A 12,540-nucleotide genomic window follows, 5' to 3' on the forward strand; every position below is an offset into this window, starting at 1 on the left:
TAACAGCTAGGTACTGTAATTGTTAAGTAACAGTAGTTATGGCGAAACCTGCAATTTTAACCGTCGATGACGATCCAGAAGTGTTGCAAGCGGTGTCACGAGACTTGCGGCATCAGTATGGCGATCGCTTCCGCATTGTCCGGGCAGATTCTGGTATTACCGCTCTGGAGGTAGTACAGCAACTCAAATTACGAAATGAAGCAGTTGCTTTATTCTTGGTGGATCAAAGAATGCCCCAAATGGGAGGTGTGGAGTTCCTTGAACAGGCAAAAGGCATCTTTCCTAATGCAAAACGTGCTTTGCTGACGGCGTATGCAGATACAGATGCAGCGATTAAATCAATTAATAGTGCCAGACTTGATTACTACTTACTTAAGCCCTGGAATCCACCAGAAGAGCGATTATATCCGGTTTTGGATGATTTACTAGATGACTGGCTAGCGGGATTCCGTCCACCCTTTGAAGGGATTCGAGTCATTGGTAATCGCTGGTCGCCTTTTTCCCATCAGGTAAAAGACTTCCTGGCGCGTAACCAGATTCCCTACAAGTGGTTGGATATTGAACTGGAGCCGGATGCAGCCAAATTACTGGAATACGCAGAAGCTGATGGTAGACAGCAATTGCCCTTGGTGCTGTTTCCCGATGGTTCCAGATTAATCCAACCATCTAATTTAGAGATTGCCGCTAAAATTGGACTGCAAACTCAGGCAGAGCGACCATTTTATGACTTGGCGATCGTTGGTGGTGGTCCTGCTGGACTGGCAGCCGCAGTCTATGGCGCTTCTGAAGGATTGAGTACGGTGTTAATTGAGCGTGAAGCTCCGGGTGGTCAAGCAGGCACGAGTTCGCGCATTGAAAACTATCTGGGGTTTCCTGTTGGCTTGAGCGGCAGCGATTTGGCCAGGCGGGGAGTCACTCAGGCGCGGCGATTTGGGGTAGAAATTCTCACTCCTCAAGTAGTAACTGGAGTTAAGCTGCAAGATCCTTATCGGGTTCTGCAATTGGCGGATGGTAGCGAGATTAGTTGCCATGCACTTTTAGTTGCAACCGGCGTTTCCTACCGTTGGCTAAATGTCCCAGGAGCCGAGAAGTTGACAGGAGCCGGAATTTATTACGGTGCTGCAATGACTGAGGCGATCGCCTGTAGCAATGAAGAGGTTTACCTCATAGGTGGGGCAAATTCTGCCGGACAAGCAGCAATGCATTTTTCTAAGTATGCCAGCAAAGTGATTATGCTGGTGCGGGGCGAGTCGCTTTCATTGAGTATGTCCCAATACTTGATTGACCAAATTGCGGCGACTGCAAATATCCAAGTTTGCACAGGTTGCAGCGTTGTGGAAGTGAAGGGAGATGAACATCTAGAAGAAATTGCGATCGCCCATGCCAAGACTGGACAAACTGAAACCATGCCAGCGCGATCGCTTTTTATTTTCATCGGTGCTATCCCCAAAACTGATTGGCTCGATGGTGTGATTCGACGCGATACTCAGGGATTTATCATCACAGGCCCCGACTTAACGCAAAATGGCAAATCTCCTCCAGGTTGGCCTTTGGAACGCTCACCTTTCTTGTTAGAATCCAGCGTTCCTGGCATCTTTGCAGCCGGAGATGTGCGATCTGGGTCAATTAAGCGGGTAGCATCCGGTGTGGGTGAAGGTTCGATCGCTATTCAATTCGTTCACCGCTACTTGAGCAATGTTTAGCTGGAACAGGAAAAACTAAGGAGGTTGATTCATGTTGTGTATTGAAGAATTGATCAACTTAGACCCGTTTCAACAGCTTTCTCAAGAGCAATTGGAGTGGGTTTGCGATCGCGCTCAAACAGTTGAACTTTCTGCTGGAGAAGTGTTGTCCCATGAGGGAGACCCTGCATGTCGCTTATTTATCTTAGTCAAAGGGAAAATCAAGATCACCCGCCGCAGTGAAGGAGTTGAAATTCCCATCGGGCAACACGAAGCCCCATCTTTTTTTGGTGAAATTCCAGTACTCACAGATGAACCTGCACCTGTCACAATGCGGGCATTGACAAATTGCCACCTCTATCAACTCAAAGGAGAAGATTTCCGTAAACTGCTCCATGAATGTCGTAATTTTGAGCGGATGGTTTTCCGCATTATGGAACGTCGTCTACGGGGACTAGAGTCCTTTATTCGGGGACGCGAAAAGATGGCCGCTCTAGGGACACTTTCCGCCGGTCTAGCTCATGAACTCAACAACCCAGCCTCAGCCCTCGTTCGGACTTTAGGGGAAATGCCAGCCGCCATCCTGGAACTACAACGAATGAACTTAGTTTATGGGCAACGCAATGTTGAAGAAGCCCATACTCAAGACTGGTTGAGAATCCGGGATCAGGGCTATGATGCGATTTTAAATAATCGTCTAGATCCCGTAACACTAAGCGATCGCGAAAACGTCTTGCTGGAATGGTTAGAAGATTATGGTGTGAAGCAGGCATGGAAATTAGCCGAACCTTTAGCAGAAGGTGGTGTTGAGGTCGAAACCCTAGATAAGATGATGGAACGTTGGCGCAACGACGAGACTGAATTGCGAGAAATGGGATTGCACTGGCTATCGCTCTCATTTGAAGTCATGTCAATGATTAAACATGGTTTACGAGGAGCCGAGAGGATTTCCGAACTTGTGCAAGCGATGAAGTCATACTCTTACCTCGATCAAGGCGTTCAGCAAGAAGTCAATGTACATCAAGGTTTAGAAGATACATTGCGACTGTTTGTTCATAAACTCAAGTGCGGCATCCAAGTACAACGCAATTACGATCAACACCTTCCTAAAATTCTTGCTTATGGGAGTGAACTAAATCAGGTGTGGACGAACTTGATTGATAACGCCATAGATGCAATGGATGGTAAGGGACTGCTGGAAATTACAACATACCATTGCGATCGCTTTGCCCATATTGACATCATCGATTCTGGTAGTGGAATTCCACCTGAAATCAAAACCCGCATTTTTGAACCTTTCTTCACCACCAAATCAGTGGGGCGTGGTTCAGGACTTGGTTTGGAAACCACTCGCCGGATTGTAGAAAATCGTCATCACGGTACGCTCTCATTTGAGTCACGTCCAGGTAGAACTTGTTTTACTATTTGCTTGCCCAAGTCAGCCCCTTTGGGGAATTAAAAATTAAAAATTAAAGACAATCAGTGGGGGCTTGAAACCACCACTGATTCTAAGAATCAGTGGGAGCCTGTACTAGAAATTAATTCAAAATTGTCAGGGTATCATTATCTGCTAAGGTGCCCAGAATTTGCAGAATTTAGTTTGGAGTAATTTAACTAATTCGGCTATCCATGATTGTTGCCAAGGTGTACGAGCGAGTTACTAATTCGCGGCAGGATTTTCTACATAAACTTAGTTATAAGTTGGTCAGCGATAGCCAAGCTGTCATAATAGAGAATCTTCATGTCAAAGGCATGGTACGCAATCATAAATTGGCAAAGTCAATATCTGATGTGTGTTGGGGAACATTCACTAATTTTCTTGCCTACAAGCTAGAACGGAAAGGTGCGAGGTTAGTTGAGATTGATAGATGGTTCCCCAGTTCAAAACTCTGCTCTAATTGTTTCTATCAACTCAGTGAGTTGTCATTGGATGTCCGGGAATGGACTTGTCCTCATTGCAATACTCATCATGACAGGGATGGGAACGCAGCAGCGAATATTAGAGCAGAGGTTATCAGAATGCTTGCATTGAGCACAGTCGAAATGATAAAGGCGGAAGGTTCAGCCGTTTCTGCTGTAGGAGGGGAGGTAAGTCCTATTCTTGGGCAAAAGTCTAAGTTTAGGCACTCCCCCATGATTACAGAAGCCCCAACTTCAACCGTACTCGGTAAGTTGGGGTAGTTCACGCACGCCAGCGAAGTACTTGATCCTTAACAGGGTTCACAAATTCTCGTCCTTCAGCGACAGACCGAGCATACTCCCGCTTTAACTGGTAATACCACTGCGCCTGCATATCTGAATCCTTAATTAGTCGTAGTACAGGATTATATTTAAGGCCAATCTGTTGCTTTTCCACAACTGTTCGGTCTTGACCTAGGAAGGTTTGTGCCAATACATGCAGCAGTGGCTTGAAAAATCCCACCCAGGGAAGTGTCGAGTAAAGAACAAAAGTTACCTCAGTTTCTGTGTCTGAAATAGGGGTAACTGCCGTTAAATTAACAACTCTATGCTTGCCAATTGTGGTTTCTTCTATTCTGACGCTAGGTAAACGAAAAGAAATCTCCGTTTCCGGCACACCACCACCAATCAGCAAGTATAATCGACCTCCATTCGCTGGTAATCGGTGTCGTCGCATAGTAAAGCCGTAGGGTGAAGCATCAAATTGCTTGACTTCCTCATGCAGTTGCCCACTTCGCCACCACCAAGCACGATGAACATAGGGGGAATGAGCAGGATCCATCAGACCTACTACTGCATGATCCACAAAACAGGGAAATCTCATCACCTCTACAAATTGGGGCGTTGGCGCAGCCCCCCGTAGGGATCGCTCCTCAAACCCTGGAATCACCGGAATTTCCATCTCAGAAGCAGCAGGCTGAGATTTATCGGGATCAGCCATATATATCCAAATATTCCCTTGGGCTTCCCGAACTTCGTAGGATTGTACGTCAAAGCGGCTTAAATCCATCTGTTGCTCCTCAACAAGAGATGGAATTGCAGTGCAGCGTCCACCTGAGTTAAAGCGCCAACCGTGATAGCAGCATTCCACTTCCTGCCCATCGAATCTACCACAACTCAAAGGCACGGCACGATGAGGACAAATATCTCTCATAGCCGAGACTTTACCATTTTGGTCTCGGACTAACAGCACAGGTTCACCCAAGAAAATGCGGCTGATCATCATACCTGGCTTTATCTGATTACTAGGCAGAGCATAGTACCAAGTATTACGTAATACAAAGTTATCGTTATTTTTCATCACTAATTGCCTCTGCCTTTGACACAACGAAAGTTCTGGTTTGTGGAAAGGAAGGTTATGCTTAGAAACATTCTTTGAGATTTTTAATTGCTGTAAGTAAATTCAACTGATGCACTTGTTAGTCGTGTTCGTAATTCTCTCAGATTTGGGTTGTTCTGAGAGGATTGTAGATGTGAAGTTGCATTATTCGCCAGAAATTTGGACAAATACCGTTCTTTTGCGCGGCCCATCCAACTCAAAAAACAACACAGATTGCCAGGTTCCCAAAGCTAATTTACCATCCACAATGGGAATTATCTCACTAGTGGTCAGCATCATTGCCATTAAGTGAGAGTGAGCATTAATCGGCTCATCTTCTGGAACATCTCTTAAATGCAAGTCATTATGCAAGTAACTGTCCGAGTCTGGCGCTAGTTTTTGTAAGAATACTTTTATATCTTCTAACAGTCTGACTTCATTCTCGTTGATAGCTAAAGCTGTTGTTGTATGTCGAGAAAATACTAAAACTTGTCCATTTTTAATTGATTTTGAAGCAAGAAAATCTTCAATTTGTGGTGTGATATTATAAATATTAATTTTTGGCTTAGTCTCAATTTCAATTAGCTTATTAATAATCGGCATCTGTTCAACTTTATATTTAGGATTGCAGAGCAGGCAGAAGGCAGAATGAATGACCTCTAATTTCTAACTATAGTTTCCAAACCTTGTACTAATCTTTCTATACCTTCTTTGGCTGTTTCTTTTTGCAGCGCACCGTAAGCAACGCGCAGGTAGCAACCGTCATCCATACCAAAAGTTGTACCTGGAATGACTGCTACTTTATATTCCTGGATTAGTCTTTTAACTAACTCAAAAGCATCCATTTGAGTATCAACTTTGAGGAAAAAATAGAAAGCGCCATTAGCAGGCGTGATGCTACATAAACCTTGTAAGCGGTTAAGGGAGTCGAGTACTAATTGCCGCACTTGAGAAATTGCACCTATATTAATCTGCAAATACTCCTCTTTGGCTTGCAATGCCCCTAAAGCTGCATATTGAGAAATGACTGGTGGACAAATCAAAATTGTATCCTGGACTTTTTTGATAGCGACAAATAAGTGTTTGGGAATCACCATATAGCCAATGCGCCAACTAGCAAAACCGTATGCTTTGGAAAGGCTAAATAGAGAAATAGTATACTTGCTACTCCCAAATGCACTAGGAGAAACGTGTTTTACACCGTTATAGGTAAAGTATTCATAAGCTTCATCGCTGATGTGGTAAATGCCATTAGTGTCACAAATGTGATTTACTTGGCGCAATGCTGCTTCTGAATAGACGACTCCAGTGGGATTATTGGGCGAAATTGTTACCACAGCCCGTGTTTTGGGAGTAATTGCTTGAGCGATCGCTTCTGGGCGTAGTTGGTAATTTTCATCTGTCGCCACTAACACCGGATGACAACCAGCAATTGCGATCGCCATTTCATGGTTGAAATAGTAAGGCGTATTCAAAATAATTTCATCGCCTGGGTTAGTGACTGCAAGAATGGCATTCATAAATCCCATATTGCTTCCTGCTGTCACGACGATGCAGTTTTCCCCATTGATTTCAATACCATTGAAGGCTTGCAATTTTCCAGCAAGTGCTGTCAGCAATGGGGGAATTCCCTCAACTGATTTGTATAAATTGTTAGCGGAATCGGCGAGAAATTTAGGTAAAAATTCGATAGTTTCCGGTGGTGGGTTGTAATGAACAACACCCTGTCCTAGAGAGATTGTTCCTGGAGAGTTTTTAATCAGTTCCCCAACCACAGGAATAATCGGCGACTGTACACCCTGCATACGAGAGGTTAGGGATTCCATATTTACTGGGAATTGGGAATTGGGAATTGGGAATTGGGGAAACCTACGGGTTTCAAGCGTGGAATTGTAGCAAGGACACCGATTTAAGAGCGCTGCGCGTCTCGACAAACATCTTTTTTCAAATGGGATTTTGACCCATAACTAAAGTTTCTATCACTATTCCCTGTTCCCAATTCCCTATTACCAATAATAATTAACCGGATTTGCAATTAATCAAAAATTTAATCAATTGAAATCTGTTGAGGCCCACTTGCTTTGCCATTATGTGCTTCTGTTGTGCTGCTGGTATAGCTATTTGAGCGGCTCTGTTGATCCAGCCAGCTTTTAACAGGATCGTCTGCTAGATTGAGCCGAAGCACACCAGAGAATAACCCACCGACAAATGAGGCTGGATGCTGGATAAATTCTCTGAATATAGGTGACAATTCATTAATGAACATAAAAAGACTCCTGGCGGTGCCATAAAAAATTATTACTTCTTAATTGATCGTAACCTGTTGATTAGTATATGGTCGGCGGTAACGAAGTTGCGAACTTTTTGAGCTTCAACTCGAACAAAAAATTCCCGAATTCTTTAAGAATTCGGGAATTTGAGCTTGTGGCATTAATAAGCAGGAATGAGGGGGCAGGGGAGCAGGGGGCAGGGAGCAGGGAGCAGAGGGGAAGGGGCATGAAGAAGAGACAAGGAAGAGGTGAGAGACGGAGAGACTTGTTTAATAATTCCCCCTTGTCCCCTTGTCCCCTTGTCCCCCTGCCCTCTGCCCCCTGTCCTCTGACTATCAAGCTACAGAGAATCTATAAACTGCTGTACTTTTTCCAAGAGTGGCTGGTATTCGATTTGCTCTGCTAAATCTTGAGCGTTTTGGTAGCACGATCGCGCCATTTTTTTACGTTTCGTTGTGGCGTAAAGGGTTCCCATATTAAGCAAAGTTGAAATTTCTCCGAGACTATCGCCCAGTTGTTGATAAATCACAATGGCTTGCTTGTAGAACTTCATTGCTTGGCGATGCTGTGCCAGGGTGCTGTAGGTAAAACCAATGTTGTGAAGGGTTGTTGCAACGCCTGCCTGATCGCTGATTGCTCGACGTGTCAAAAGAACTTGAGAGTACAGTAATAGCGCTTGTTTCGGTTTTCCTAAATCACTATAGATTGAGGCAATATTATTCAAAGTGGTTGCTTCACCAACCACATTCTTGACGGCTCGTTGAATTGGAAGTGCTGCTTCAAAAAATTCTAGTGCTTGCTCAAACTTGCCTAAGACATTGTAAGCAAACCCAATGCCATTGAGCGTTGTTGCCTCACCAGAAAAGTCACCTAACAATCGCCGCATCCTCAAAATTTGGTGTTGTAGCAACAGTGCCCGTTTCGGTTCTCCTAAGCGGGTATAAATTAGCGCTACATCATTAAGAGTAGAAACTTCACTTTGAGTATCTTGCGATCGCCTAAAGATTGGCAGTGCTTTGTCAAAATATTCTAAGGCTTGCGAAAAGCGTCCAAGACGGCTGTAGGTAGAACCCAAATTGCTAAGTGCAGTTGCTTCTGCTGGCGGGTTGCCAATTTCAATAGCAACCGAAAGCGCCTGATTAAAGCGCTCTAATGCTCTTTGAGGTTGCCAGCAACTGAGGTGAGCTAAACCGAGATCGTTCAATGTGTGACCTTCTCTGGCTCGATCTCGAATTGCTCTAGCCAAGTGTAAATTTTTGGTTGCAAGATCGAGAGATTCTTGAAATTTACCGCGCTGGTAGTAGCGGTTTGCTTCATCACGACGTTGTTCCCACTCTTTGACTTGATTTAAAGGTTGCTTCATCTGACCTCAGTTGCTTTCTGCGATAAGTAGGCAGGAAATCTCTTGGGAGTGAACCCCTCTTAAGTTTCCCAAATTTTAACCTTAATCTTCTATCTTTAGATATAAGACGTAAATAGAGAAGTATGATATCGTTCCATATTTATAGGAATATTTATGAAGCAATCAATACAAATACTCCAATAAGGGCGTATATCTGTGCGTCCCTAGTAAATACCTATATTCCAAGTAATTGAAAGGCTGAGATTGCCGAATTTTGACAGAATTCAGCAATTTTGTTGTCAGATGTTAGCAGGCAATTCTAGAGTAGAGGCAGTCTTACTGGAGGAATACTGTCCTCAACAAGATGAGGCGACTAGAACGATCTTGGGGTAAAGGTAGCGAGGCTGCAACGAAGTGCCATGCAACGGCTAAAAGCTTGGCTTAGTCTTATCAAACGGAAAATTTTGGTCGTTAAGGCTGAAACCCAGGCTGGCGTAACGCTCGGAGTTACTGTCTCTTGCTGAGATACATCCCGATTGAAGTGATACTGCCCATAAACAGCGATTTCTGGCAATATTAGGGCATCTTGAGGAGATCAGATTGGACTAGCAGTCTCCCTAGCAGCTTCTCGCAGCCGCTCCACATCGCGCATCGGTGGGGCACCAAAGAGCCGCTTGTACTCCCGGTTGAAGTGCGAGGCATCATCATACCCCACTCGATAGGCAGCACTGGTAGCATCAAGGTTTTCCCCCAGCATCACACGGCGAGCCTCTTGGAGCCGCAGTTGCTTCTGGAACTGCAAGGGACTCATTGCAGTGACAGACTTGAAGTGATGGTGAAAGCCCGATACACTCATTCCCAACTCTCGTGCGATGCTTTCAATCCGAAGCGGCTGGTCAAAGTCTTTACGAAGTCGCTCGACGGCTCTGGCGATGTGGTGGGTGTAGCCACCCAGAACTGCAATATGGCGGAGCCGATTACCTTGCTCTCCCATCAGGAGTCGGTAAATGATTTCCCGCTTAATCAGTGGTGCAAGAACATGACCTTCAGCAGGGGAATCTAGAAGCCTGACGAGTCTGACCACAGCGTCCAACAGATTTGCATTCAACGGACTTACGTCAATCGCTTTCACATCAGTACGGCTCGATGAGGGATGCCCTGCCTCGACCATCACTGAGCCAACGAGGGTGGGGTCGAGATCGAGGCGAAGGCTAAGGTACGGTTGCTCCTTGGATGCTTCCAGAATTTGGCTGACAATCGGTAGTTCGGCCGTAGCAAGCAGATAATGCATCGGGTCATACTGATAGAGATCGCTGCCCAGAAGAACTTCTTTGCTGCCCTGAGCGATCGCACAAAAAGCAGGGATAGAGACACTATGAACACATTCCGAAGGCGAACAGGAGCGGTTGAAGTGCAATCCTTTCAGAGGCTCAATCGTCCCATCATGACGAATAGTCCGTGCAATATGCTCTTTTAGTTCGTCTCTGTTGGCTTGCGCTCTGTCTGCCTCGCGCTTTGCCTGCGGGTCGTTCATTAAATCGATATTGGCAGCGTTCATTTCTAAGTTTGCAGGATTGTACAACAATCTTAGACGATCGTTCTATTGCTTGCCCTTGAGGATTCTTAGAATGAAGCTAAAGCAATGGAAAATGATTTCGGCTTTTTATAAGCATTCTGGATTTTTATTTAAGAGAAAACTCAGTTTTGACTTTCAGGAGGCGCTCAATGGCAAGCCCGTGGACTGGCTGGAAAAGGTCAGCGACGAGCAATATCAAGACAGATTCAAGACCGAGTAGAAGGAAACCAGCTTATCTTCAAGATTGGAGCATCAATTTATGTACAACACAAAAGCTTATTCCGCAGCCAGTGCAACATCACCGCTATCCTCCACCAATATCGAGCGGCGCGATCCAACTGAACAGGACGTGCAGATTCAAATCCTCTTCTGCGGCATCTGCCACTCCGATCTCCATTCGGTGCGTAACGAGTGGAGCAGCAGCATATCCACGGTCTATCCGATTGTTCCCGGTCATGAGATTGTCGGCCGTGTCACTAAGGTCGGCTCGGCAGTTACAAAGTACAAGCCTGGCGACCTGGCCGCGGTCGGCTGCATGGTTGACTCGGATGGCACCTGCCCCCATTGCAGGGGTGGTCTTGAGCAGTTCTGCTCGAACATGACCCAAACCTATAACTCCCCGGATAAACACCTTGGAGGTGTCACTTATGGTGGCTACTCTGATAGCATCGTCGTCGATGAACGCTTCGTTCTGCGCGTTCCCTCCAACCTCGATCTCGCTGGGGTTGCGCCGCTCCTCTGCGCCGGAATCACAACCTACTCGCCCATGCGCCACTGGGGTGTCACCAAGGGTAAGAAGGTCGGCGTGGTCGGTCTCGGTGGGCTGGGCCACATGGGCGTGAAGTTAGCTCGTGCGTTCGATGCCCACGTCGTCGTCTTCACCACTTCGCCCGATAAGACGGAAGACGCGCTCCGCCTCGGTGCCGATGAAGTCGTTGTCTCCCGTAACACCGACGAAATGCAAAAGCACGCTGGCAGCTTCGATTTCATTCTCGATACCGTCTCCGCCAAACACGACATCAACGCCTATCTCAACCTGCTTCGTCTCGACGGGAACATCACCTTGGTCGGCGCACCCGAGAAGCCCCTAGATGTCTCGGCATTCAGCCTCATCATGGCCCGCCGCAGTCTCTCCGGTTCTATGATCGGCGGCATCGCTGAAACCCAGGAAATGCTTGATTTTTGCGGTGAGCATAACATCACCGCCGATGTCGAAGTCATCCCGATCCAGAAGGTCAACGAAGCTTACGATCGCCTGCTCAAGTCTGATGTGAAGTACCGCTTCTGTATTGATATGGCATCCCTTAAATCTGCATAACCGAGGTAGAACCTCAAAGGAGTAATAATGCAAAATCGCAAACTTGGAAACAGTAATCTAGAAGTCTCGGCGATCGGGCTTGGCTGTATGGGAATGAGCTTTTCTTATGGCCCACCCAAAGACACACAGGAGATGACCGATCTTCTTAGGGCCGCCGTTGATCGCGGCATTACATTCTTTGACACCGCCGAGGTCTACGGCCCTTTCACCAACGAAGAGCTGGTCGGTGAAGCTCTCGCTCCCTTCCGCGACCAAGTGGTCATCGCCACCAAATTCGGGTTCGACATCAGTCCGAATTCTGATCCCCGTGGCATGAAGGGTTCACCCGGATTGAATAGCCGACCGGAGCATATTAAGGAAGTCGTGGAGGGTTCGCTCAAGCGACTCAAGGTCGAGACAATCGACCTACTCTATCAGCACCGAGTTGACCCGAACGTGCCGATCGAAGATGTGGCAGGAGCAGTGAAAGAACTGATTCAGGAAGGTAAGGTTAAGCACTTTGGACTCTCTGAAGCAGGAGTGCAAACTATCCGTCGCGCGCACGCAGTTCAGCCGATCACTGCTCTCCAGAGTGAATACTCGCTGTGGACGAGGACTCCTGAGAAGGAAGTGATATCGACCCTTGAGGAACTCGGAATCGGCTTTGTCCCGTACAGCCCACTGGGTAAGGGCTTTCTCACTGGCAAGATGGACGAAAACGCCACCTTCGACAGTTCCGACTTCCGCAGCACCCTGCCTCGCTTCACGCCGGAAGCTCTCAGGGCGAATCAGTCTCTGATTAATCTGCTCGGTAGCATTGCAGAACAGAAGCAGGCGACACCTGCTCAGATCGCACTTGCCTGGCTGCTAGCTCAGAAGCCGTGGATTGTTCCGATCCCAGGTACCACAAAGCTGCATCGCTTGGACGAAAACATTGGGGCAGTCTCCGTTGAACTCACGCCTGACGATCTGCGTGACATCGATGATGCCACCTCCAAGATCGCGGTGCAAGGGGCGAGATACCCCGAAAAGCTGGAGCAGATGACCGGTCGTTGAGCGGCAAAAAAATAGTAATACAAATGGTCAAGAGAATCAT

General features: G+C 46.6%; 11 protein-coding genes and 1 pseudogene. 6 read left to right on the plus strand and 6 right to left on the minus strand.

All coding sequences use genetic code 11. The features are described 5' to 3' along the window. The first annotated feature begins 38 nt into the window (after positions 1-38). The 3 genes and pseudogenes from FBB35_RS15675 to FBB35_RS15685 form a co-directional block, all read left to right on the plus strand. On the plus strand, positions 39-1,703 hold the full coding sequence (locus tag FBB35_RS15675; protein WP_174710424.1) for an FAD-dependent oxidoreductase: 1,665 nt from the start codon (positions 39-41) through the stop codon (positions 1,701-1,703). Between the two features lie 31 nt (positions 1,704-1,734). Beyond that, positions 1,735-3,141: an ATP-binding protein gene (locus FBB35_RS15680; RefSeq protein ID WP_174710425.1), complete on the plus strand. Its 1,407-nt coding sequence runs from the start codon at positions 1,735-1,737 to the stop codon at positions 3,139-3,141. A 173-nt stretch (positions 3,142-3,314) separates the two neighbouring features. Then, positions 3,315-3,863 (plus strand): annotated as a pseudogene (locus FBB35_RS15685) (RNA-guided endonuclease TnpB family protein); the annotation flags it as partial. A gap of 1 nt (position 3,864) precedes the next feature. On the opposite strand, the gene FBB35_RS15690 reads toward FBB35_RS15685, so the two are convergent. From FBB35_RS15690 to FBB35_RS15715, 6 genes are all read right to left on the minus strand, one after another. Beyond that, a complete protein-coding gene (locus FBB35_RS15690; RefSeq protein WP_174710426.1) occupies positions 3,865-4,941 on the minus strand; it encodes an aromatic ring-hydroxylating dioxygenase subunit alpha in 1,077 nt (358 codons plus the stop codon). Positions 4,942-5,124: 183 nt separating this feature from the next. Further along, the gene (locus FBB35_RS15695; protein WP_174710427.1) at positions 5,125-5,562 is read right to left on the minus strand and encodes a secondary thiamine-phosphate synthase enzyme YjbQ; all 438 of its coding nucleotides are present in this window, start codon (positions 5,560-5,562) and stop codon (positions 5,125-5,127) included. A 56-nt stretch (positions 5,563-5,618) separates the two neighbouring features. Further along, positions 5,619-6,785 (minus strand): pyridoxal phosphate-dependent aminotransferase, encoded by a 1,167-nt coding sequence (locus tag FBB35_RS15700; RefSeq protein WP_174710428.1) that lies wholly within the window; start codon positions 6,783-6,785, stop codon positions 5,619-5,621. A gap of 221 nt (positions 6,786-7,006) precedes the next feature. Beyond that, positions 7,007-7,225 carry a hypothetical protein gene (locus FBB35_RS15705; protein ID WP_012407370.1) on the minus strand — a complete coding sequence of 73 codons (219 nt, stop codon included), beginning with the start codon at positions 7,223-7,225 and terminating at the stop codon, positions 7,007-7,009. A 344-nt stretch (positions 7,226-7,569) separates the two neighbouring features. After that, positions 7,570-8,592 carry a tetratricopeptide repeat protein gene (locus tag FBB35_RS15710; protein WP_174710429.1) on the minus strand — a complete coding sequence of 341 codons (1,023 nt, stop codon included), beginning with the start codon at positions 8,590-8,592 and terminating at the stop codon, positions 7,570-7,572. A 574-nt stretch (positions 8,593-9,166) separates the two neighbouring features. After that, complete coding sequence (locus FBB35_RS15715) at positions 9,167-10,129, minus strand: AraC family transcriptional regulator (protein ID WP_174710430.1); 963 nt, start codon at positions 10,127-10,129, stop codon at positions 9,167-9,169. A gap of 70 nt (positions 10,130-10,199) precedes the next feature. Between FBB35_RS15715 and FBB35_RS15720 the strand changes: the two genes are divergently transcribed. From FBB35_RS15720 to FBB35_RS15730, 3 genes are read left to right on the plus strand one after another with little or no spacing between them, the layout of a single operon-like run. Continuing rightward, positions 10,200-10,367, plus strand: coding sequence for a hypothetical protein (locus FBB35_RS15720; protein ID WP_174710431.1), 168 nt, complete (start codon positions 10,200-10,202; stop codon positions 10,365-10,367). Between the two features lie 39 nt (positions 10,368-10,406). Continuing rightward, positions 10,407-11,465: an NAD(P)-dependent alcohol dehydrogenase gene (locus tag FBB35_RS15725; RefSeq protein ID WP_174710432.1), complete on the plus strand. Its 1,059-nt coding sequence runs from the start codon at positions 10,407-10,409 to the stop codon at positions 11,463-11,465. Positions 11,466-11,492: 27 nt separating this feature from the next. Then, a complete protein-coding gene (locus FBB35_RS15730; RefSeq protein ID WP_174710433.1) occupies positions 11,493-12,500 on the plus strand; it encodes an aldo/keto reductase in 1,008 nt (335 codons plus the stop codon). Positions 12,501-12,540: the final 40 nt, after the last annotated feature.

Source organism: Nostoc sp. TCL240-02, assembly GCF_013343235.1.
Classification (GTDB): Bacteria; Cyanobacteriota; Cyanobacteriia; order Cyanobacteriales; family Nostocaceae; genus Nostoc.

Bases quoted from the DNA above. Each gene is read 5' to 3' on its own strand.
- FBB35_RS15675 (WP_174710424.1), top strand. From the start codon at position 39: ATGGCGAAACCTGCAATTTTAACCGTCGATGACGATCCAGAAGTGTTG.
- FBB35_RS15680 (WP_174710425.1), top strand. From the start codon at position 1,735: ATGTTGTGTATTGAAGAATTGATCAACTTAGACCCGTTTCAACAGCTT.
- FBB35_RS15690 (WP_174710426.1), bottom strand. From the start codon at position 4,941: ATGAAAAATAACGATAACTTTGTATTACGTAATACTTGGTACTATGCT.
- FBB35_RS15695 (WP_174710427.1), bottom strand. From the start codon at position 5,562: ATGCCGATTATTAATAAGCTAATTGAAATTGAGACTAAGCCAAAAATT.
- FBB35_RS15700 (WP_174710428.1), bottom strand. From the start codon at position 6,785: ATGGAATCCCTAACCTCTCGTATGCAGGGTGTACAGTCGCCGATTATT.
- FBB35_RS15705 (WP_012407370.1), bottom strand. From the start codon at position 7,225: ATGTTCATTAATGAATTGTCACCTATATTCAGAGAATTTATCCAGCAT.
- FBB35_RS15710 (WP_174710429.1), bottom strand. From the start codon at position 8,592: ATGAAGCAACCTTTAAATCAAGTCAAAGAGTGGGAACAACGTCGTGAT.
- FBB35_RS15715 (WP_174710430.1), bottom strand. From the start codon at position 10,129: ATGAACGCTGCCAATATCGATTTAATGAACGACCCGCAGGCAAAGCGC.
- FBB35_RS15720 (WP_174710431.1), top strand. From the start codon at position 10,200: ATGAAGCTAAAGCAATGGAAAATGATTTCGGCTTTTTATAAGCATTCT.
- FBB35_RS15725 (WP_174710432.1), top strand. From the start codon at position 10,407: ATGTACAACACAAAAGCTTATTCCGCAGCCAGTGCAACATCACCGCTA.
- FBB35_RS15730 (WP_174710433.1), top strand. From the start codon at position 11,493: ATGCAAAATCGCAAACTTGGAAACAGTAATCTAGAAGTCTCGGCGATC.